The following is a 19,333-nucleotide window of genomic DNA, read 5'->3' as shown; positions in this document are numbered from 1 at the left end:
GTAAACAATTGAGGATGAAGGCCTCGCTCAACGGCCGCCCGCGCGACAGGGATTGGATGGATGGCGCCGACGAGCTGGTGATCAAGCTGTCCTCGCCCGATCCTTTCCGCCGGCCGCAAGGCATGAGCCTTGCCGCCTTCACCGATTTCCTGGTCGAGCAGTTCCGCGACACGGTGGCCCGGGTCGGCGCCGACAGAATCGGCGCTTTCGTTGGTGAGCCCGTGCAGGCCTCGGGCGGTGTCATCGTGCCGCCCGACGGCTATCTCAAGCGCATCCGCGAGATCTGCCGCGACAACGACATCCTCTATGTCTCCGACGAGGTGGTGACGGGCTTCGGCCGGCTTGGCCATGTCTTCGCCTCGGGCGAGGTCTTCGGCATCGATCCCGATATGATCACTTTCGCCAAGGGCGTCACCTCGGGCTATTTTCCCGCTCGGCGGCGTCATCATCTCGGAACGGCTGCTGGAACAACTGCGCCGCTCGAACCATCCCGATGCGATGTTCGGTCATGGGCTGACCTACACCAGCCACCCCGTCGGCTGTGCGGTGGCGCTGAAAAACCTCGATTTGCTGGAAGAAAGCGTGCTTGCGCATACGCAGGCGGTCGCCCCCTATTTCCAGGCGCAGCTGAAGACGCTGGAAGAGTTGCCGCTGGTCGGCGAGGTGAGGGGCTTGGGACTGATGGGCTGTGTCGAATGCGTCGCCGACCGCGAAAGCAAGGACCCGCTGCAGCTCGACAAGGATGTCGGAAAACGTATCGATGCCCATTGCTATGAGCTCGGCCTCCTGGTGCGGCCGCTGATCAACATGTGCGTGATGTCGCCGCCACTGATCATCAGCCGAGAGCAGATCGACGACACGGTGGCGATCCTGCGCGAAGGCATTTCACGGACGATGGATGATCTACGCAAAGAGGGTGCTTGGCAGGGGTGAGGTGAGCTGTACAGGCGGCATCGAAGGCCGGCATGCCATAGCCCGGGCTTGCCCGCTCGATGACATCGAAACCGCCGAGACCCCAGGCATAGCCCAGCCAGCCCTGGTAGAGGGCACCTAGCTTGTTTCGGCGCGAAGAATCGTAGGTGAGCGCGATCGACGGCTCGATGCCATGGAAGTCCGAAAGGTCGATGCCAATGGCATAGCCCAGATTGCCGTTGCCAGAGTTCTTCGGCAGATCCACCTTCGGCGTGCCGATCGCCTCTGGATCGCCGCTTTCGGAGGTCGTCGTCGTCGCCAACGTCGTCGCGGCAGGCTCCTCGGGCGCGGCCTGGCTGTCGGTCGACTGATCTGTCGTTCCTACCTCGGCCGCCGCGTCGGGAGCCTCGGCCGCGGGCGCGGCATCTCCCGTGGCATTTGCCGCCGGCGTTGCACCAGCATCATCCGTACCGGAGGCTGTTCCCGAACTCAGCGCTGCCCCGCCATTACCAAAGCCGCCGTCCGATGGTGCGCCAACATCTGGCGAAGTCCCTTGCGCCTCCTGCGCAAAGGCCGCCATCCCTGCAGAGCTTCTAATATAAGAAACAAAAGATGTATCCGCGCCGAAGACGCCTGCGGCAAGCATTGCCGCACCAACAAGCAACTTGTTCATGATTCCCCCGAGCCCAAGTTGCTTATTTCTACTCAACATCCACCAAACGGGTACGACGCCAATTCGTCACAGAGGCAATATCCACAGGGAAATTTTCGAAAGGCACCAGTGGCACCCGTCAATCGTCTTCTGCTCAGCGAGTTAGGCAGCGTGAACAAAACTTTGCGATTGCCGCCTGCGAATCGCTGCGCTGCTCGGACTTCCCCTCCATCGTCGTATTTCAGGCGCGGCAGCAGCTGCCACCCTGCCGGCTAGAGCGCCGCTTACCGTGAAAGCCCCTGTTCGAGCTTTCCGAAGCGCACCAGATCGTTCAGCGCGGAACGGATTTGCGGCCAGGGGAATTCGGAGCATTCCTCCCAGCCTCGCCCTTACGCAATACAGCGTCGAGCTTGCCCGCCACACCAGCAAGAGTGGTGGCGGGGGGTCGTTGAGAACGCTTCCAGCAGATAGTCAGCCCGCTCACCTGTGGCGCCTTGTCACCACGGGCGAGACGGGCGCGCCGGTGCTCACGCGACACCGCAACGCTGGCGGGATGGATGGCATAGGCCTCGATGTCGCGCGCCCACAGCCAACGCGCCAGCCAAAAGCCGACGCCGGCCGCCTCACAGGTGACGGCGATGCGCTTGATCGTGTGCCCGGCTTCGTCGCGCCAGCGCTGCAGCAGCTTCAACAGTGATGGTGCGGCAGCATCGATCTTCTTGAGGGGCTGGCGCTTGAGACCCGGTACGAGCGCGGCGACGAGCCACTTCGCCTTGCTCATTTCGATGACGGCGATGACCGTGTTATCCTGTTCAAGAGCGGTAAGGGACCGGCTCGCGTCAAAAGACTGCGACATGGGGTGCCTCCTTCTGATGGTGGATCCAACAGCGCCTAAGGTGCCCCACTCTCGCCGCTCGCCCCATAGCGTCTACTCCCCACTTTTACGGTGATCGAGCAGCTCTGATCTTTCTTCGCCTTGGCGGCCGCCGGGATGCAGTGCCCGAAATCACGGGCGCCTGACGCACGAGATCGACGACGCGCGATTGATGAATCGAAAATTAGCGCTCAAGCCCCTTGAGCCAACGTTCGGAGTCGATCCGATCCGGTTGAGAGTATTGGTCGGCATTGTCGGCTCTGCCGCGGGCAAGCAAATACTCGACGACACGGATCGGCTTGAACTCTTCCTTCAGAACGGCAATAGCCTCTTTGGGGCGGGCCCGGCCACACATAACCACATCTAATGCCGCATAGCTGTGCTCTGGCCAAGTATGGATACTGATGTGAGATTCCGCCAATAACAGTACGCCTGAGACACCCTCGGGTGAAAACCGATGGAAGTTTGAAAAAAGTATAGTGGCTCCAGCGGACTGTGCGCTTTTCGTAATGGCTGTTTCGATAAAAGCGGGATTGCCAAACCTGTGCCGCCGAACAGATCGACAATATAATGGGCGCCAGCGCAGATCACGCCGTTAACTGAAACAAAGCTACCTGCACCGCCTTCGCGATTGTGCGACATGCTAAAAGCTCCAAAATATCGAAGGAGATCGCTCAGCTATTTTTCTGGCCGACCCAAACGAAAATGGCGTCGTAAAGTGGGTCCCGCTGTATCTCGATACGACGGCATTCCAGCGGGGTGAGCCCCGCATTCTTCATCGCGCTGGCTATCAGTTCGATGCTCAAATACGAATTGTCGTGCCCATCCTTCTGCGCAAATGACTGCCGCCTTGCCCAATCCGCTCCGATAGTTCGGCCCGTGGGTGCAAGGTGATCAGCGATGTGCTGGAAGCAATCGTCGTACGCGTCAGCTGTCCCCGAAATCGCTAGATTACCGAAGGCAGTGATCAAGTCGTATCGGTGGCTGTCCATCCAACTTGGCCACCGCTTCAGGCAGTCGAAAATCAAGAACTCGGCAAAGCGCTCGCGAAGCTGGTTGACCGAGTGATTGGATATTTTGAAATGATCGGCTACCCAACCGTAACACTCAGGAAGCGGTTGATTGCTCCGTACGAAGTTCGCTAGCACGCTAAGGGCTTCAGGCGCGATGTCGCAGCAAGAGAGGCGATTGACTCCCTTGGTTGGGAGATACCAGAACAGCGTCGAAGTTCCAGATCCCAGATCGAGAGCATTTCCCATAACGCCCCATTCCGCCATCGCCTTCAAAATATCCTCGGCCCCTTGGCCCTTGATGAAGGGGCCGGAGAAATACTCCGTCAGATAGGTCTCAAAATAAGCTCGGACGGACGGACGCATTGGAACCAACTGCAGGTCTTTCGTTCGAAAGGCATCACGGTCGTTCTGGAACCCTCGGCCGAGTTCCCACATAACCCCGGACGGGGGGAGCTGATCGTCCCGAATGTCGGTAGTTGCGCTGAGAAGAAAAATCATTCGGGCGTCGTTCGGCTGGTACCAGTTGCGTCCGTAGTCGCCGAACACCTTTTCAACCTTCAATCCAGCATCGACGCAGAGCGCCGTGAACTCGTCGACGCAGTAAGGCCTAAGTCGAATGGTCGTCTCGGTCTCGTCGATGGCCGTCTCAGTGTCACGAATGTGTCTGAACGACACGTCGACTGTGCCGTCACAATTGTGTTGCTGCATACGATGACGAGACAACGTGAGCCTGGCGGCTAGCGGGCGCGTCCACTCAAAGCGCCAACTGCCATCAGGGGCAGTAGGATCGAAATAGTCTGGCTGGAGGTAGGCCTGTTCTGGCCTGACCTTTGCGAAAGACGATAGGTCGATCATCAATGTCCCATCGTCCGAGAGGTGCCGTCGCAGCGCTTTGAGCGACTGCCGCGCCTGGGACAAGTCTACCAACAGCTGAAATGCCTCTCGGGGCACGAGGATAAGGTCGAACCGCTCTTCGAGGTCCAACGTCCGGAGATCCCGAACGAGTGCTGACACATTGTTGAAGCCGAGTTTTTCAGCCTTTTCTGTCAGCCGTTCGACCATAGCCGGTTCGTTGTCGACAGCGACTATCGAACATCCGCTTCGAGCCAAATTAAGCGCGTTACGCCCGACCCCACACGGAATCTCAAGGACCGAGCGCGTAGAACCACCAACAAGACTGGCGAGAAAAGCATGGTCTACAGTGTCCGTATATTCGACATCGTAGTACGCGGCCCGTTCTTTATATGATATCTTATGCCGCATCGCCATGGCCGCCCCCTCACGCGGATTTCTTGGCCAATGCCTCGATCAAGGCAAAGTCGCTAATCACGTGCGGATGGATGATCTCACCGTTTTCAACAAATTTGCCCTTTTGGGAAACCGAGTCCTGGAAATCCTTAAGGAAAATCGATTTGCCGAGACTAATAAGATAACGCGTATGGTTTGTGGTTGCCCCGATCGACGCCGTCTGATGCACGTGAGCTGGCATTACGGGATCCTTGTAGTGCCAAACGCCATGCACCTTATATGGTGCCGCGCCCATCCAGGTGAATGTATGGGCCGTCGGGATGTATCCTGCTCCATAGCCGCAAGTGACGTCGATGATCATCGAGCCTTCCTTCATCTTCTTGACGAGTTCGTCTGTGAGCATCGCTGGTGTATCGTAGGTCGAAATCAAAGTCGCTCCGATCACCAGGTCGGCGTCGGGTATCTCTCGCTCCAGGGCTTCTTGCGAGACAATCAGGCATTTGACGTTCGAGGGAACGGTCGCCTCAAATCGGCGGAGGCTTTCCTCGCGGTAGCCAAAGACAACAACTTCGTTTCCGAGACCTGCGGCTGTTCGAGCAGCTGCTGCGCCGACATTTCCATGCCCGATGACGACGACTTTCGGCGGCTTCATCCCCGGTAGGGAAGCCAGCATTATGCCGAGCCCTCCCTGCGTCGATAGCAGGTGATGGGCCCCAAAGAGCACAGCCAATTTCCCGCTGATCTCGCTATCGGGCGTCATGAGCGGAAACGAACCATCTGCGGCCTGAAAGTACTCATAGCTATAGGCTGTCACCCCATGCTCGCGCAGGTGGTGCGTTAGCTCGTAGTTTTCGCCTGGGTAAAAGTATGCGCCAATATGCAGCGGGCGGCACAGGTACCGCCGTTCGGCGACGCTCGGAAACTTATATTTCAAGAGGAATGGAGAAACTGTCCAAGCCTCGTCTGTTGAAACGATTTCGCCCCCTGCCGCCTTGTAGTCCCCATCAAACGCTCCCGAGGCGGCTCCGGCATCATGCTCAACGTAAACCTTAAAACCGGCCTCGACAAACTGTCGAACACCTTGCGGAAGCATGATAACCCGCTTCTCGTTGTCGCGGGTTTCTTTCAGGATAGAGACCGAGGGTTTATCCGTCATATTGGTACTCTTCATTTCGAGATTTTGTAGAAGTGTCGCGCTAGGCCCCTGACCTGCGTCCTGGTTAGATTCGAGCTGTTTCGTCGCGTTTTAGGAATAGCGTCAGCCGCACCAGCAGACTGAGAATTCCCACCTAACGCTGCGAAAGCGTTAGCGGACGATGCAGGGCTTTCATTCGGCAGGAGCCTGCAGCAGCGCTTCGTCTGATCTTCTCAACCTTCCGCATTCTCTTCCTCCCGAGCCCGCTCATAACGCTCAGCATTTCCTGACCGATCTCCGTCGCCTCGACGCTTGCGGTATGGGAAGCTCTGACCCGAGCTCTCGCCTGATATTCCCGCCCGCGGTCCCTTCACGTCCAACCTCAGACGGCGAGACAATGCCGACTATTGTGTTTCGCCCGATCGTCAATGAATTGCTTCAACTCGGCTCGCCACATAATCAGTCCCCGTGGCTCGGCATGGTACGCCTGCAGATCTTCAGCCATCTTCAGTTGCTCCGAGCAATTCAGGCGAATTGCCATCGTCATCTCCCTTGGTTTGCGGGCAATTGCCGTCACGATGGCTTCCCAAAGTTGATGTGCAAGTGACGTGCCATCCTGATGATGTAGCTCCGCGCTGATACTCAAGTTGGGCCGGCCGCCTTCTCCCCGCGCGCGTCTTCTTTTGTTGCTTTGAGGGCTTCGCACGAAATGCAAAACGTTCGACTATAATGCGTCCGTTCGATAGTGGACAGTTTGGGCCAAAGGCCACAATATTGTTTGCATCGGTCGAGACACATGGGAGCGGCGCCGGCTTGAGCGCTGCCGCCCAAGCCGCTTCGAGAGCATGCCGCTCATCCATCTCATCTGCTTTTGGACCGATTTTGACACAAAACTTTCTCTCCGGTGCGCGACACCCAGGCTGGAGCGCGTATGTTGACATAAAGATGTCTTTATGTGAATGGACACTACTGTCGTCTTGAGGATGAAAATGTCGCAGAATTCTGCATCGCTGGACGCATTGTTCGGCTCCGTCGCGGCAAAGCCCGACGAGTCGGAAGTGCTTGCGGCGCTGACGGCAGCGGCGCGTGAGCGCATCCTCATCCTCGACGGCGCCATGGGCACGCAGATCCAGGGGCTGGGTTTCGATGAAGATCATTTCCGTGGTGAGGCCTTCGCCGGCTGCGCCTGCCATCAGCAAGGCAACAACGATCTTCTGATCCTGACGCAGCCGAAGGCAATCGAGGAGATCCACTATCAATACGCCATCGCAGGCGCGGATATCCTCGAAACCAACACCTTCTCCTCGACGTCGATCACCCAGGCCGATTACGGCATGGAGGATGCCGTCTATGCGCTGAATCGCGATGGCGCGCGGCTGGTGCGGCGCGCCGCTGTTCGTGCCGAGCAGCAGGATGGCAAGCGCCGTTTCGTCGCCGGCGCGCTGGGGCCGACCAACCGCACCGCCTCGATGTCGCCCGACGTCAACAATCCCGGCTATCGCGCCGTGACCTTCGACGAATTGCGCCTCGCCTATGGCGAGCAGCTGCGCGGCCTGATCGATGGCGGCGTCGACATCATCCTGATCGAGACGATCTTCGACACGCTGAACGCCAAGGCGGCAATCTTCGCAGCAGAAGAGGTCTTCAATGAGAAGGGCGTGCGCCTGCCGGTGATGATTTCCGGCACCATCACCGATCTGTCCGGCCGCACGCTGTCCGGCCAGACGCCGACCGCCTTCTGGCATTCGGTGCGCCATGCCAGCCCCTTCACCATCGGCCTCAACTGCGCGCTCGGCGCCAATGCCATGCGCGAGCATCTGGCCGAGATATCAGGCGTCGCCAACACTTTTGTCTGCGCCTATCCAAATGCCGGCCTGCCCAATGAATTCGGCCGTTATGACGAGAGCCCGGAATTCATGGCCGCGCAGATCGAGGATTTCGCCCGCGAGGGGCTGGTCAATATCGTTGGCGGCTGCTGCGGTTCGACGCCTGAGCACATCCGCGCCATCGCAGAGGCGGTGCGGAAATATCCGCCGCGCACCATTCCCGACATCGTGCGCAAGATGCGCCTGTCCGGGTTGGAACCGTTCACGCTGACGGATGAGATTCCCTTCGTCAATGTCGGCGAGCGCACCAATGTCACCGGCTCAGCCAAGTTCCGCAAGCTGATCACGGCGGGCGACTATGTCGCCGCGCTCGACGTGGCGCGCGACCAAGTCGCCAATGGCGCGCAGATCATCGACATCAACATGGACGAGGGACTGATCGATTCGAAGAGGGCGATGGTGGAGTACCTCAACCTGATCGCCGCCGAGCCGGACATCGCCCGTGTTCCTGTCATGGTCGACAGTTCCAAATGGGAGATCATCGAAGCCGGCCTGAAATGCGTGCAGGGCAAGCCGCTGGTCAACTCCATCTCTATGAAGGAAGGCGAGGCGGCATTCCTGCATCATGCCAGACTCGTGCGCGCCTATGGCGCGGCGGTGGTCGTCATGGCCTTCGACGAGGACGGCCAGGCCGACACCAAAGCGCGCAAGGTCGAAATCTGCACCCGCGCCTACAAGCTTTTGACCGAACAGGCCGGCTTCCCGCCCGAGGATATCGTCTTCGACCCCAATGTCTTCGCCATTGCCACCGGCATCGAGGAGCACGACAATTACGGCATCGACTTCATCGAGGCGACGGGAGAGATCACCGGGACGCTGCCGCATGTCCATATCTCAGGCGGCGTGTCGAACCTGTCCTTCTCGTTCAGGGGCAACGAGCCGGTGCGCGAGGCCATGCATGCGGTGTTGCTTTACCATGCTATCCAGGCGGGCATGGACATGGGCATCGTCAACGCCGGACAGCTTGCCGTCTACGAATCCATCGATCCCGACCTGCGCGAAGCCTGCGAGGATGTCGTCAACAACCGTCAACCGAAAGGCGGCGGCACCGCCACCGAACGCATGCTGGAGATCGCCGAACGCTTCAAGGGCACGGCGGGCCAGGAAGCCAAGGAGCGCGACCTCGCCTGGCGCGAATTGCCAGTTGCGCAGCGGATCAGCCATGCGCTGGTCAACGGCATCACCGAATTCATCGATGCCGACACCGAGGAAGCGCGGCTGGCCGCCGAGCGCCCGCTGCATGTCATCGAAGGCCCGCTGATGGCCGGCATGAACGTCGTCGGCGACTTGTTCGGCGCCGGCAAGATGTTCCTACCGCAAGTGGTGAAATCGGCGCGGGTGATGAAACAGGCGGTGGCCGGCTTGCTGCCGCATATGGAGGCCGAGAAGCTGGCCAATACCGCCAATGGCATCGACAATGGCGAACGCCAGACGGCGGGCAAGATCCTGATGGCGACGGTGAAGGGCGATGTCCACGACATCGGCAAGAACATCGTCGGCGTCGTGCTGGCCTGCAACAATTACGAGATCATCGATCTCGGCGTCATGGTGCCGGCGGCAAAAATCCTGCAGACGGCGCGAGAGCAAAATGTCGACATCATCGGCCTGTCCGGCCTGATCACGCCCTCGCTCGACGAGATGGCGCACATGGCCGCCGAGATGGAGCGCGAAGGCTTTGACATTCCGCTTTTGATCGGCGGCGCGACGACCAGCCGCGTGCACACGGCGGTCAAGATCCACCCGCGCTATGCGAAAGGCCAGACCGTCTACGTCACCGACGCCAGCCGGGCGGTCGGCGTGGTGTCGTCCTTGCTGTCGAATGACAGCAAGGCGAAGTATGTCGACACGTTGCGCGCCGAATACAAGAAAGTCGCCGACGCGCATGCCCGGTCCGAAGCCGACAAGCAGCGGCTGCCGCTGGCCAAGGCGAGGGCCAATGCGCATCGGATCGATTGGTCTGAATATGAGCCGCCGAAGCCGTCCTTCACAGGTGTGAAGGTCTTCGAGAACTGGGATCTCACGGAACTCGCGCGCTACATCGACTGGACGCCGTTCTTCCAGACCTGGGAGCTGAAAGGGCGCTATCCCAAGATCCTCGAAGACGAAGCGCAAGGACCCGCCGCGCGCCAGCTGTTCGAGGATGCGCAGGCGATGCTGAAGCAGATCATCGCCGAAAAATGGTTTGCGCCACGCGGCGTCATCGGCTTCTGGCCGGCCAATGCCACCGGCGACGATATCAGGCTGTTCACGGATGAGGGGCGATCGCAGGAGCTGGCGACCTTCTTCACGCTGCGCCAACAACTGACCAAGCGCGACGGCAAGGCCAATGTCGCATTGTCGGATTTCGTCGCGCCGGTGGACAGCGGCAAGCCCGACTACATCGGCGGCTTCATCGTCACGGCCGGCATCGAGGAGGTGGCGATCGCCGAACGATTTGAGAGGGCCAATGACGACTATTCGTCGATCATGGTCAAGGCGCTGGCCGACCGCGTCGCTGAGGCCTTCGCCGAGCGCATGCACGAGAAGGTGCGCAAGGAGTTCTGGGGCTATGCGGTCGACGAAAAGCTGGCGCCGGACGAGCTGATCGGCGAGCCCTATCGCGGCATCCGCCCGGCGCCCGGTTATCCCGCCCAGCCCGACCACACCGAGAAGGCCACACTGTTCCGGCTGCTCGACAGCGAGCGCAATGCCGGGGTGAGCCTGACCGAAAGCTATGCGATGTGGCCCGGCTCGTCTGTGTCGGGGATCTATCTGTCGCATACCGAAAGCTATTATTTCGGCGTCGCCAAGGTCGAACGCGACCAGGTTGAGGACTATGCACGCCGCAAGGACATGCCGCTCGCGGAAGTGGAGCGCTGGCTCGGACCCATTCTCAACTATGTGCCAGCGCACTATGCCGAGGCTGCGGAGTAGTGGCGGCAAGCTCTGCCGTCTTACGCTCCGAGCCGCAACTGCCGTTTCTGTATCATGGAAATGAGGTCCCGGATAAACGCTCAGGTCATAGGAATGTCAGCTGAGGCACAATTTCCATTCACGCGTTTCCGGCCGCCTCAGCGATGGCCATATCCCTCGCGCGCAGGAAGACGCTCTCCATCCGCCAGTGCTCGTTGGTGTAGCGGGGGTCGTGTGCCCATTCGTCCCAGCCATGATTGCGGCGGAATTCGCCGAGCAGGCCGGAAGCTGCAAATGACCTTTCCGAAAAGTTTGCGACAGAACCTTTCTATCGCTACCCCATTCGTTCTGAGGCGAACGAACCGGGTGATGGTGGAAATACAACCGTCTTGTTCCCGTTTAGGAAAACTCGGCCATGGATGTGGGCGTGTATCGCCCGTGCCAAGGCCTGTGCTTCAACGTCACGACCCAAGCTGACGTAATCCTCATTGGACTGCGCATGTGTCACCCGAATGATGTCTTGCTCAATGATCGGCCCCTCATCTAGATCGGCAGTGACGTAATGAGAGGTCGCGCCGATCAATTTCACTCCGCGTTCATACGCTTGCTTGTAGGGATTGGCGCCCTTGAACGAAGGAAGAAACGAATGGTGGATGTTGATAATGCGGCCGGACATCTTCCGACATATTTCATCCGAGAGAACCTGCATGTAGCGAGCTAGAACGATCAGCTCGGCCTTGGTCTCGGTCACTACAAGCATCTGCTGGGCTTCCGCTTCGGCTTTATTTTCCTTCGTTACCATGATGCAGTGAAACGGAATGTCGTGATTCACCACGACCTTTTGATATTCCATGTGATTGGAGATCACCGCCACGATATCGATCGGGAGAGCGCCAATGCGCCAACGGTAGAGGAGATCGTTGAGGCAGTGGCCGAAGCGAGAGACCATGACGATAACTCTTCGCTTCACGGCCTCGTCAAAGAATTCTGAATCCATCGCGAAGCGCGATGCGATTGGATCGAAGCCGACGCGGAGCTCGTCCAGGTTTCGCCCACCTTCAGACCGGAAGCTCACTCTCATAAAGAAGTTGCCAGTATCAACATCGTCAAACTGCGCACTGTCCGTGATGTTGCAAGTTTGATCAGCGAGAAAGCTGGAGATCGCAGCCACTATGCCCCTGGTGGAACGACATTTCACGCGAAGTGCAAATTTCGACATTGTTCGTTCCTCAGTTGTTTCGCGCCGCCAAGGTGTGACGGAATGCGGAAAGGGTATTCGCGAGCAAACACGCGATTGTCATCGGACCCACGCCGCCTGGGACAGGTGTAATCGCTTGAACGTGAGCAGCCTCTGCAAATGCGACATCGCCAACAAGGCGCGGCTTTCCGCCTTGGGTCACCCGATTGATACCTATGTCGACGACAACCGCGCCTGGCTTGATCCAATCACCTCGGATCATTTCTGCGCGTCCGACCGCGGCGACTAGAATGTCGGCCATCCTGCAGAGAGCCGGAAGTTCGCGGGTCCGCGAATGAGCGACTGTTACAGTGCAATTCTCAGCCAGCAACAGTTGGGCCATTGGTTTGCCGACGATATTGCTTCGTCCAACTATGATCGCGTGGAGACCAGCTAAATCGCCGAGACGATGCTTCAGGAGCAATAGGCAGCCGCGAGGAGTGCACGGAACGAACCCTTCTTGGCCGGTCGCCAGCCTGCCGGCATTCTGGACATGAAACCCGTCGACGTCTTTGGTCGGATCAATCGCGTTGAGAACCATGTTCGGATCAATCTGAGACGGCAATGGTAGCTGTACCAAAATGCCATGCACAGAAGGGTCCTGATTCAATTCATTAACGATTGACAACAGGTCGTCCTGATTGGTGTCGGCTGGAAGTTTGTGTTCAAAGGACGCCATACCCACCGCAAGCGTCTGACGGTGTTTGTATGCGACATAGACAGCACTCGCTGGGTCTTCTCCCACTAAGATCACTGCCAAGCCCGGCACTTTTCCGGTTGCCGATCTCAGCGCAGCTACATCGGCGGCAATCTGCGTGGTAAGGGTGTTTGCGACTGCTTTTCCGTCGATGAGCTTGCTGGGTTGAATGCCAACGGTCATGATTTTGCCTTTCGGTCTCGCGGGCGTCGAAGAATGCTGGACGCCGTGCCGGTACGACCAGCGCGGCTGCGATGGAAATCCCTGCGGACCGAGGGACAATTAGTCTATCTCAACTGAGAATAGATCGAAAAAGTGGATACTGATATTGAGACGGAGCAAGTCTCACTATCGAGATCCCAAGTGACTAAGAAAGGTTTCAAATTCAGCCTCCGGGATCGCCGCAGTGTGTTCGGGTCCGGGATAGGCACCGGAATAGATGTCAGCCCGGAATTCCCGGAATGCCGCGACGCGTTCACTATTCAGTCGGTCGAACTCGGCCTTGAAGTTGCGATACGCCTTGGCGTGGCGCGGAAGGCGGTTCCGGCCGTAGCCGAGCACGTCCTCTGCGAACAGGTACTGGACATCGCCACCTGAGCCCGAACCGAGGCTGAAGTAGATCATCGATGTGTTTTTGGCGAAGAACTCGGCTATCCGGCCGGGAACGACCTCAAGCTCAACAGCGAAACAACCGATTTCCTCGAGCCGTTTTAGTCGCTTCCACATCGTCAGCGCCTCTGATGCGGTCTTTCCGACAGCGCGCCAGCCGGTCCAGGTAACGTAAGATGGAATAAGGCCCACATGAGCGACAATCGGAATGTGATTTTCGCACATTGTCCTCTGGATATCGAAAGAAGCGGCACAATAGAAACAATCGCCCCCAATCGCTGTGTAGCGGTAAGCCGCCTCCAGGAATTGCTCGGCGCTGACCAGCAGCTTTCCGTCCACGGTTCCTTTCGTTGGCGGCGTCAGGCCGATCTGCACGAAGCACGCCCCCGCCGCCTCACGCATTTCGGGGGTGAAGTCCTTTGCCTCGATTGACAGGAGATCGATCCCCGCAGCGGCGGCGGCGGCGGCTTCCTCCGTGCTGGTGACATAGAGCATCGAAAGCTTTTCGCCCCGTCGCTTCTTCGCGCGTATGTCTTCGACGTGAGGTCTGTTGTGGTACATGATCGTGGGTCTCCGCGAAATGCGACTCCCTTTAATGAGTCTCGCTTACTCAACGGGTATCAGGAAGGTCAGGACTGAACCGGCACCCTGAACGAGGGTCCCAAGCTTGGCGTTCAATCGAGCGTTCTCGGGTGCGGAAAGGTGCGTCTCGAAGGCCGCCTGGTCCGCGTAGACCTCGTAGACGACAAACTTGTCTGGTCGACCGTCGACTTGGCGGCAGGCAAACGCTCGGTTCCCAGGTTCTTGCCGAACAATGCGCCCGTAGTCGCATAGCAAGCCGCGGACCTTTTCAACCGTCTCCGGAAGAGCCGTGACTTCCGCGATTACGGCTTTCGCGTTGATGTCGGTCAACGGATAGTCTCCTCAGACATCGATTATCACGCGGCCGCCTTCGACCTTAACGGCGTAGGTGCGCAGGTTATCGCAGGCGGGAGGCGTCTCGACCTCGCCGGTTGTGAAGTCGAAGACCGAGGCATGCTTGGGGCATTCCACCGTATTCTCCATCACCAACCCGTCGGCGAGGTGGATATTCTCGTGGGTACAAAGCCCGTCCGTGCAGTAATACTGGTCCTGATGATTCCGGAAGATTGCGAACGTCTTACCTGCATGGTCGAACCGTAGGCCGCCTTCCTCTTCCAGGTCGTCGGCTCCACAAACGTCAATCCAAGGCATCGTCACTCTCGCTAGATTTTGAGGCAACAGGGTTCGAGCGGGTTCAGGCCGATTTGTCCTTGAGGCGCTCTTTCTTGGCGCGGAAACGCGCCTTCATCCGTTCGTCAGATTCCTTCGACCCGTCGTGATAGGTGCCGAACATCCGGTCCACGGGGACGAGCCCCTCGCCTCCGTAATTCACCTCGAAATACTTATGGTGGAGGTAGTGCATATAGGCGTGGGTATCGAACCCCTGCTCATCGCTGGTCTCAACCGTGTCGAAACCGATGTGCCCAGGCACGGCGCCGAAACCCGCGAAGTGTAGCTGGTAGAGTGCAATGACGGGGTTTGAGGGGATAACGAAGTGCCAGAAAACCACCCCGAAATAGAGCAAGTGCTCAATGGGATGCATCGATAGCGATGACCACGGGCTGGGATTTATGGAGTTGTGGTGCACCGAATGGACGTATTTGTAGAGCACTGGGACGTGGATCAGCCGGTGGATGCAATAGAAGTGGAAGTCGTGAATTATTGGCACCACGACAGCCACGACCCCGAGCCACACAGGGTGCTCGGCGAAGTTGAGCCAGGGTATGTATCCATTCGCGGAACTCCACAGCATCAAGACCTGCAGGCACGTCCATATCGGTACACCGATCAGCAGCGACCGCAGCATATTGTCGAGGGTCTGCTTATTGAACCAAAATACATTTGATTGCTGATCCGCCGGGAACTTGTGGTTGTACTTAAATCGGTTCCCCTGCCGACGGCGAACGTAAAGCGGCAACTCCCAGCTTTGGTACCAGAGAAAGGCCAGGATGAGGTTCACCGCCAGCATTTTCAGCGACCAACCCCATGCAAAGTTCTGCAGGACTGCGGCGTCAGGGACAACCAGCTGCCAGTAGGCGAGTGCCGAGACCATGAACAGCAGGTTGTACGGAAAGAAGTAAGATGGAAGCCACTTCAGAAGCTTCTTTGGATTGGGAGGGAAGAGCCATATTGGCGCCGGCTCCAACAGCTCGTTGGGAGCCCAATCGCCGCGCTTGCTGCGCGTTCCAAACTTAAGATCGTCCATCGGATGCTCCTTTCGATCTCGCCCCGAAAGGCCCGATCGGCCTACAACATGCCAATATTCCAACAAATGGTCAATAACTAAATCCGGTTGATTTACAAAAAAAATCATGCCAGATTTCGGCCGTCGATCCTACGGCAAGCTGACGGGTGGAAGACGAAGCACTACGACCGCATTCACGCGCTCAAAGGGAGCCTCAATTGGGATATCAGACGCGGCGGGCACTGGCGCGATGGCATCGCGGGCGTTCTGGACGTCAAGACCGGCCAGCAGTAACGAGAAGGGCGCCATGATAACCGGCGTTTCCGATCTTAACGCCCCTGAAAACGCGAGCTGTATCTAATGTCAGTCGACAGCACCTTCAACGCATTCGTAGGCAACGCGACGCACCGTGGCGGCAACCAGATAGGTGTCAAACACTACAATGAGCGCTTAATCCTTAGTCTGATCCAGGAGGCTGGCGCGCTTTCCAAGGCCGAGATCGCGCGCATTACACATTTGTCCTCGCAAACGGTCACGATTATCGTAAATCGCCTCCTCAAGGAAGGATACCTGCGGAAGAAGGACGTAATCCGCGGCCGGATTGGTCAGCCTTCTACTCCGATCGAGATTGCACCGGATGGAGCGATTTCGATCGGGGTCAAGATTGGCCGCCGCTCCTTGGATCTGCTGGCTCTATCGTTCGACCGCCGGGTGATTGCTAAGAAAAGCTTTGCCTACGATGCCCTCGACGCGGACGTCGTCTCGGGCCTGATGGGAACAGCGTTCGACAGCCTGAAGGATGATTTGAGCCGCGTCCAGAAATCCAGACTCGTGGGCGTAGGTATTGCTGCTCCAACGGCGATCGAGTCTGGCATAGCCGTCATCGGTGATCCTGGCGGTGCATCCCCACGCTGGCGGGAGGCCGACATGGTCGCCAGGGTCGAAGAAACCTCCGGCTTGAGCGCCGTGGTGCTCAATGACGCTGACGCTGCTTGCTTGGCTGAGATTGATTTCCGGAGAGAGAACCGGAATCGGTCAATCGTATACTTTTACATCAGCACCTTGATTGGCGGCAGTGTTGTTTTGGAGGGCAATCTAATTACCGGCCACACCGGCAACGCGGGCGCGGTGGGTGCAATCCCTCTTAAACTTGGATCGCACAATAGGAGTCCAGCGCCCGCGCGGTTGAGTCAAGCCGCCTCCCTCAATCGGTTGGAGGTCCTTGCGGCGCAGCACAAATTGCCAATGAAGACGTTCCGTGAAGATGGTGGATCCGTCGCCAAGCTTGATGAACCGGCACTTGCCTGTTTCGATGAGTGGTGCGATCTGGCGGCGGATGCACTTGCTTTTGCGGCCATCTCTGGCACGAGCTTCATCGAAGCCGATAGTGTCGTTGTTGACGGCGTCCTCTTGCGACCTCTCCTCGATCGTCTCATCGTGAGCGTCCGGGAACGAGTGGCAGGCTACGATCTGGAGGGCATCATCATTCCTGAGTTCCGTGTGGGCTCGATCGGGTTTAACGCCCGCGCGATTGGCGCTGCTCTGGTTCCATTGAACGAACAGTTTGCGCCAGACAACAAAGTCGTTCTCAAGAGCTGAAGTGAAGGACCGCATGGCAGAGATAGCTATTGTCGGCGCCGGAGAATGCGGTGTCCGCGCCGCATTCACGTTGCGGGAACTTGGTTTTCAAGGGTCGGTAACGTTGCTGACTGCAGAGAAAGCTCTGCCATATGAACGACCGCCGTTATCCAAGACGATGCTAGCCAATCCCAAGGCCATTCGTGCCGAAGATGCCTATCCCGGAGCAGGGATCGAACTCCGACGTGGTGCGCTGGTCGAGTCTCTGGTGCCTGAGAGGCGGGAGATTCACCTCGCCGATGGCACGCTCTTGACGTATGATCAGTTGCTCCTTGCGACGGGAGCCCGTGCCAGATTGTTTCCTGGCCTTGAAGGCTGTCTCACACTACGAACCGATGTGCAGGCGCGGCGCATTATGCTGGAGTTCAGCAGCAATGCGCGCATCGGGGTCATTGGTGGCGGATTCATTGGCCTTGAACTCGCCGCGACTGCGCGGCAGGCAGGTGCCGAGGTTACGGTGATCGAGACCGCACCGCGCATTCTCGGACGCGCCGTGCCCGGGGCGATCGCCCAAATCGTTCACGCGCGGCACGAAACCGCAGGGGTCAAGATTCTGACTGGTACTGTCGTCACCGAGGCTGGAACGAACCGCATTGTGCTGGCCAACGGGATTGAACTGGAGTTCGACGCCGTTATCGCTGGCGTCGGGGCGATCCCTAATACCGAGCTCGCCGAAAAGGCCGGTCTGCTCGTGGATAACGGGATTGTTGTCGACAGCGCATTCCGAACCTCCGAACCCAATATCTTCGCCGCAGGCGACTGCTGCAATTTCGAGTGGCGAGGAGCCCGTATGCGACTTGAAAGCTGGAAGGCCGCACAGGACCAGGGTGCCCATGCCGCAGCAGCCATGCTCGGTGCCAGTGGAGAGTACCAGAAAGTCCCGTGGTTTTGGTCGGATCAGTTCGATCTGACTCTGCAGGTCGCAGGGCAGTTCGATCTAACCCGGGATATACATCACCGCGCAGCCTCCGGTGGGGTCCGCATCGTCTTTCAGTGCGATCAAGATGCCCGGGTCTCAGCGGCCGCCGCAATAGGACAGGGGAACACGGTCGCGAGGGACATGAGTGTTCTCGAGAAGCTCATCGAGCGCGGAACTGTGGTTGCGGCCAGTTCGCTGATAGACCCTGACTTTAGGATCAAGGGCTTGCTCAAGTAATCAAGTAATAAAGCCGCCGGAGGTCTACCAGCCCAAGCCAAGGTGCGGTCCGCGGCCGTCGTCGCGGCATCCGCTCCAGCACTTCTCGACCGAAATCAACTAAAATGCTCTATTCGTTCGGATAGCGCAGTCCGATTTGCGCCCTGATCGTATCAAGTGATTGCATTATCGACACGGTCTCGTTAGCAGGCATGATCTCACCGGACAATTTTCCAGCCGTCACAAGCCTCTCCATTTCGGCAGCTTCATATTGCATGCCACGTCCTGCTACCGACGACGAATACTCTTCTATCACCCTGTCATTCTTGTCGATGTGGCGAAATGAAGTTGGCGAATACCAGGTAGATGCAATCTCAACTCTCCCCTCGGTGCCGAGGATCGATGCAACATTGGGTCCGGTGTTGTCGAGACTGGAGATGGTGGTAGACAAAGCCCCGCCGGCGTGTTGGAAGATAGTTGCTACCTCAGCGTCCACTCCTGTCTCCTTAATCCGAGCCATCGAAACGATGTGTTCAGGCTCTCCGAGCACGTCAAAGGCGAACGAAATGGGGTAAATGGCGAGATCAAGCAGGGCGCCTCCGCCGAGTTCCAGAGCGTTGAGCCGATGATTGGGATCGCCAGGAAGGTCACGAGTATGATCGGCGATCACCGAATAGATCTTTCCAAGCACTCCTGATGCGATGATCTCCCGGATGCGCACCATATGAGGAAGGAAGCGCGTCCACATCGCCTCCATCACGACCAGGTTTTTCGCAGAGGCGAAATCAACGACATTGCGCGCTTCCCGTGCATTGATCGTGAATGGCTTTTCGATAAGCACGTGCTTGCCGGCGGTCAGCGCCTTAAGCGCGTTGTCGGCGTGCATCGGATGGGGTGTAGCCACATAGATAATATCGACCTCCGGGTCCGACAAAAGGTCCTTGTAGCTGGCGTGCGCGTTGGGAATACTGAAACGATTGGCGAACTTGTCGGCTCCTGCCTGTGTTCGAGAGCCGACAGCCGAGACACGATGACCGGCAAGCTGCAAATCCTGGACAAAGAGATCAGCAATCCAGCCGGTCGCTAGAATCCCCCAACGCAATTCGGCGTTCATTATCTTACCTCAAGGCTCGACTGTG

General features: G+C 58.2%; 16 protein-coding genes and 1 pseudogene. 4 read left to right on the top strand and 13 right to left on the bottom strand.

Translation table 11 applies throughout. The features are described from left to right. Window positions 1-14 precede the first annotated feature (14 nt). Window positions 15-933, top strand: a pseudogene (locus NKJ93_RS19395) (aminotransferase class III-fold pyridoxal phosphate-dependent enzyme); the annotation flags it as partial. Here NKJ93_RS19395 and NKJ93_RS19390 read toward each other — a convergent pair. From NKJ93_RS19390 to NKJ93_RS19365, 6 genes are all read right to left on the bottom strand, one after another. Continuing rightward, complete coding sequence (locus NKJ93_RS19390; protein WP_352491426.1) at window positions 836-1,492, bottom strand: hypothetical protein; 657 nt, start codon at window positions 1,490-1,492, stop codon at window positions 836-838. The pseudogene NKJ93_RS19395 and the gene NKJ93_RS19390 sit on opposite strands and share 98 nt — an antisense overlap. 403 nt (window positions 1,493-1,895) lie before the next feature. Then, window positions 1,896-2,420: a hypothetical protein gene (locus NKJ93_RS19385; RefSeq protein WP_023721587.1), complete on the bottom strand. Its 525-nt coding sequence runs from the start codon at window positions 2,418-2,420 to the stop codon at window positions 1,896-1,898. A gap of 202 nt (window positions 2,421-2,622) precedes the next feature. Then, the gene (gene speD, locus NKJ93_RS19380; protein WP_084642945.1) at window positions 2,623-3,024 is read right to left on the bottom strand and encodes an adenosylmethionine decarboxylase; all 402 of its coding nucleotides are present in this window, start codon (window positions 3,022-3,024) and stop codon (window positions 2,623-2,625) included. 88 nt (window positions 3,025-3,112) lie between these two features. Beyond that, window positions 3,113-4,714 carry a methyltransferase domain-containing protein gene (locus NKJ93_RS19375; RefSeq protein ID WP_245278700.1) on the bottom strand — a complete coding sequence of 534 codons (1,602 nt, stop codon included), beginning with the start codon at window positions 4,712-4,714 and terminating at the stop codon, window positions 3,113-3,115. Between the two features lie 16 nt (window positions 4,715-4,730). Beyond that, a complete protein-coding gene (locus NKJ93_RS19370; protein WP_352466335.1) occupies window positions 4,731-5,855 on the bottom strand; it encodes an NAD(P)-dependent oxidoreductase in 1,125 nt (374 codons plus the stop codon). Between the two features lie 361 nt (window positions 5,856-6,216). Further along, window positions 6,217-6,480, bottom strand: a complete 264-nt coding sequence (locus tag NKJ93_RS19365; RefSeq protein ID WP_031194737.1) for a hypothetical protein — start codon at window positions 6,478-6,480, stop codon at window positions 6,217-6,219. A 343-nt stretch (window positions 6,481-6,823) separates the two neighbouring features. On the opposite strand from NKJ93_RS19365, the gene metH reads away from it, so the two are divergent. Beyond that, window positions 6,824-10,633, top strand: coding sequence for a methionine synthase (metH, locus tag NKJ93_RS19360; protein WP_352466336.1), 3,810 nt, complete (start codon window positions 6,824-6,826; stop codon window positions 10,631-10,633). Window positions 10,634-10,946: 313 nt separating this feature from the next. Here metH and purU read toward each other — a convergent pair whose 3' ends face one another. The 6 genes from purU to NKJ93_RS19330 all read right to left on the bottom strand — a co-directional run bounded on the left by purU (window position 10,947) and on the right by NKJ93_RS19330 (window position 15,442). After that, window positions 10,947-11,831, bottom strand: coding sequence for a formyltetrahydrofolate deformylase (gene purU / locus NKJ93_RS19355; protein WP_031194740.1), 885 nt, complete (start codon window positions 11,829-11,831; stop codon window positions 10,947-10,949). A gap of 10 nt (window positions 11,832-11,841) precedes the next feature. After that, window positions 11,842-12,729, bottom strand: coding sequence for a bifunctional methylenetetrahydrofolate dehydrogenase/methenyltetrahydrofolate cyclohydrolase FolD (folD, locus tag NKJ93_RS19350; protein WP_023721594.1), 888 nt, complete (start codon window positions 12,727-12,729; stop codon window positions 11,842-11,844). A 165-nt stretch (window positions 12,730-12,894) separates the two neighbouring features. Then, window positions 12,895-13,716 carry a 3-methyl-2-oxobutanoate hydroxymethyltransferase gene (locus NKJ93_RS19345; protein ID WP_023721595.1) on the bottom strand — a complete coding sequence of 274 codons (822 nt, stop codon included), beginning with the start codon at window positions 13,714-13,716 and terminating at the stop codon, window positions 12,895-12,897. 45 nt (window positions 13,717-13,761) lie between these two features. After that, a complete protein-coding gene (locus NKJ93_RS19340) occupies window positions 13,762-14,067 on the bottom strand; it encodes a putative quinol monooxygenase (RefSeq protein ID WP_023721596.1) in 306 nt (101 codons plus the stop codon). Window positions 14,068-14,079: 12 nt separating this feature from the next. Further along, on the bottom strand, window positions 14,080-14,394 hold the full coding sequence (locus NKJ93_RS19335) for a MocE family 2Fe-2S type ferredoxin (RefSeq protein ID WP_036245547.1): 315 nt from the start codon (window positions 14,392-14,394) through the stop codon (window positions 14,080-14,082). A 37-nt stretch (window positions 14,395-14,431) separates the two neighbouring features. Beyond that, window positions 14,432-15,442, bottom strand: a complete 1,011-nt coding sequence (locus NKJ93_RS19330) for a sterol desaturase family protein (RefSeq protein WP_023721598.1) — start codon at window positions 15,440-15,442, stop codon at window positions 14,432-14,434. Window positions 15,443-15,781: 339 nt separating this feature from the next. On the opposite strand from NKJ93_RS19330, the gene NKJ93_RS19325 reads away from it, so the two are divergent. Together NKJ93_RS19325 and NKJ93_RS19320 are read left to right on the top strand one after the other, a co-directional pair. Continuing rightward, complete coding sequence (locus NKJ93_RS19325) at window positions 15,782-17,020, top strand: ROK family transcriptional regulator (RefSeq protein WP_023721600.1); 1,239 nt, start codon at window positions 15,782-15,784, stop codon at window positions 17,018-17,020. 13 nt (window positions 17,021-17,033) lie between these two features. Continuing rightward, a complete protein-coding gene (locus tag NKJ93_RS19320; protein WP_352466337.1) occupies window positions 17,034-18,215 on the top strand; it encodes an NAD(P)/FAD-dependent oxidoreductase in 1,182 nt (393 codons plus the stop codon). Window positions 18,216-18,324: 109 nt separating this feature from the next. Here NKJ93_RS19320 and NKJ93_RS19315 read toward each other — a convergent pair whose 3' ends face one another. Beyond that, a complete protein-coding gene (locus tag NKJ93_RS19315) occupies window positions 18,325-19,308 on the bottom strand; it encodes a Gfo/Idh/MocA family protein (protein WP_023721602.1) in 984 nt (327 codons plus the stop codon). Window positions 19,309-19,333 lie beyond the last annotated feature (25 nt).

The organism is Mesorhizobium sp. M0028 (genome assembly GCF_040323855.1).
Classification (GTDB): domain Bacteria; phylum Pseudomonadota; class Alphaproteobacteria; order Rhizobiales; family Rhizobiaceae; genus Mesorhizobium.
Note: the sequence above shows the minus strand (reverse complement) of the source record. Positions and strands in the feature narration are given on the sequence as shown.

Coding starts and splice junctions, on each gene's coding strand:
- NKJ93_RS19390 (WP_352491426.1), bottom strand. CDS start 1,492: ATGGCGGCCTTTGCGCAGGAGGCGCAAGGGACTTCGCCAGATGTTGGC.
- NKJ93_RS19385 (WP_023721587.1), bottom strand. CDS start 2,420: ATGTCGCAGTCTTTTGACGCGAGCCGGTCCCTTACCGCTCTTGAACAG.
- NKJ93_RS19375 (WP_245278700.1), bottom strand. CDS start 4,714: ATGCGGCATAAGATATCATATAAAGAACGGGCCGCGTACTACGATGTC.
- NKJ93_RS19370 (WP_352466335.1), bottom strand. CDS start 5,855: ATGACGGATAAACCCTCGGTCTCTATCCTGAAAGAAACCCGCGACAAC.
- metH (WP_352466336.1), top strand. CDS start 6,824: ATGTCGCAGAATTCTGCATCGCTGGACGCATTGTTCGGCTCCGTCGCG.
- purU (WP_031194740.1), bottom strand. CDS start 11,831: ATGTCGAAATTTGCACTTCGCGTGAAATGTCGTTCCACCAGGGGCATA.
- folD (WP_023721594.1), bottom strand. CDS start 12,729: ATGACCGTTGGCATTCAACCCAGCAAGCTCATCGACGGAAAAGCAGTC.
- NKJ93_RS19345 (WP_023721595.1), bottom strand. CDS start 13,716: ATGTACCACAACAGACCTCACGTCGAAGACATACGCGCGAAGAAGCGA.
- NKJ93_RS19330 (WP_023721598.1), bottom strand. CDS start 15,442: ATGGACGATCTTAAGTTTGGAACGCGCAGCAAGCGCGGCGATTGGGCT.
- NKJ93_RS19325 (WP_023721600.1), top strand. CDS start 15,782: ATGTCAGTCGACAGCACCTTCAACGCATTCGTAGGCAACGCGACGCAC.
- NKJ93_RS19320 (WP_352466337.1), top strand. CDS start 17,034: ATGGCAGAGATAGCTATTGTCGGCGCCGGAGAATGCGGTGTCCGCGCC.
- NKJ93_RS19315 (WP_023721602.1), bottom strand. CDS start 19,308: ATGAACGCCGAATTGCGTTGGGGGATTCTAGCGACCGGCTGGATTGCT.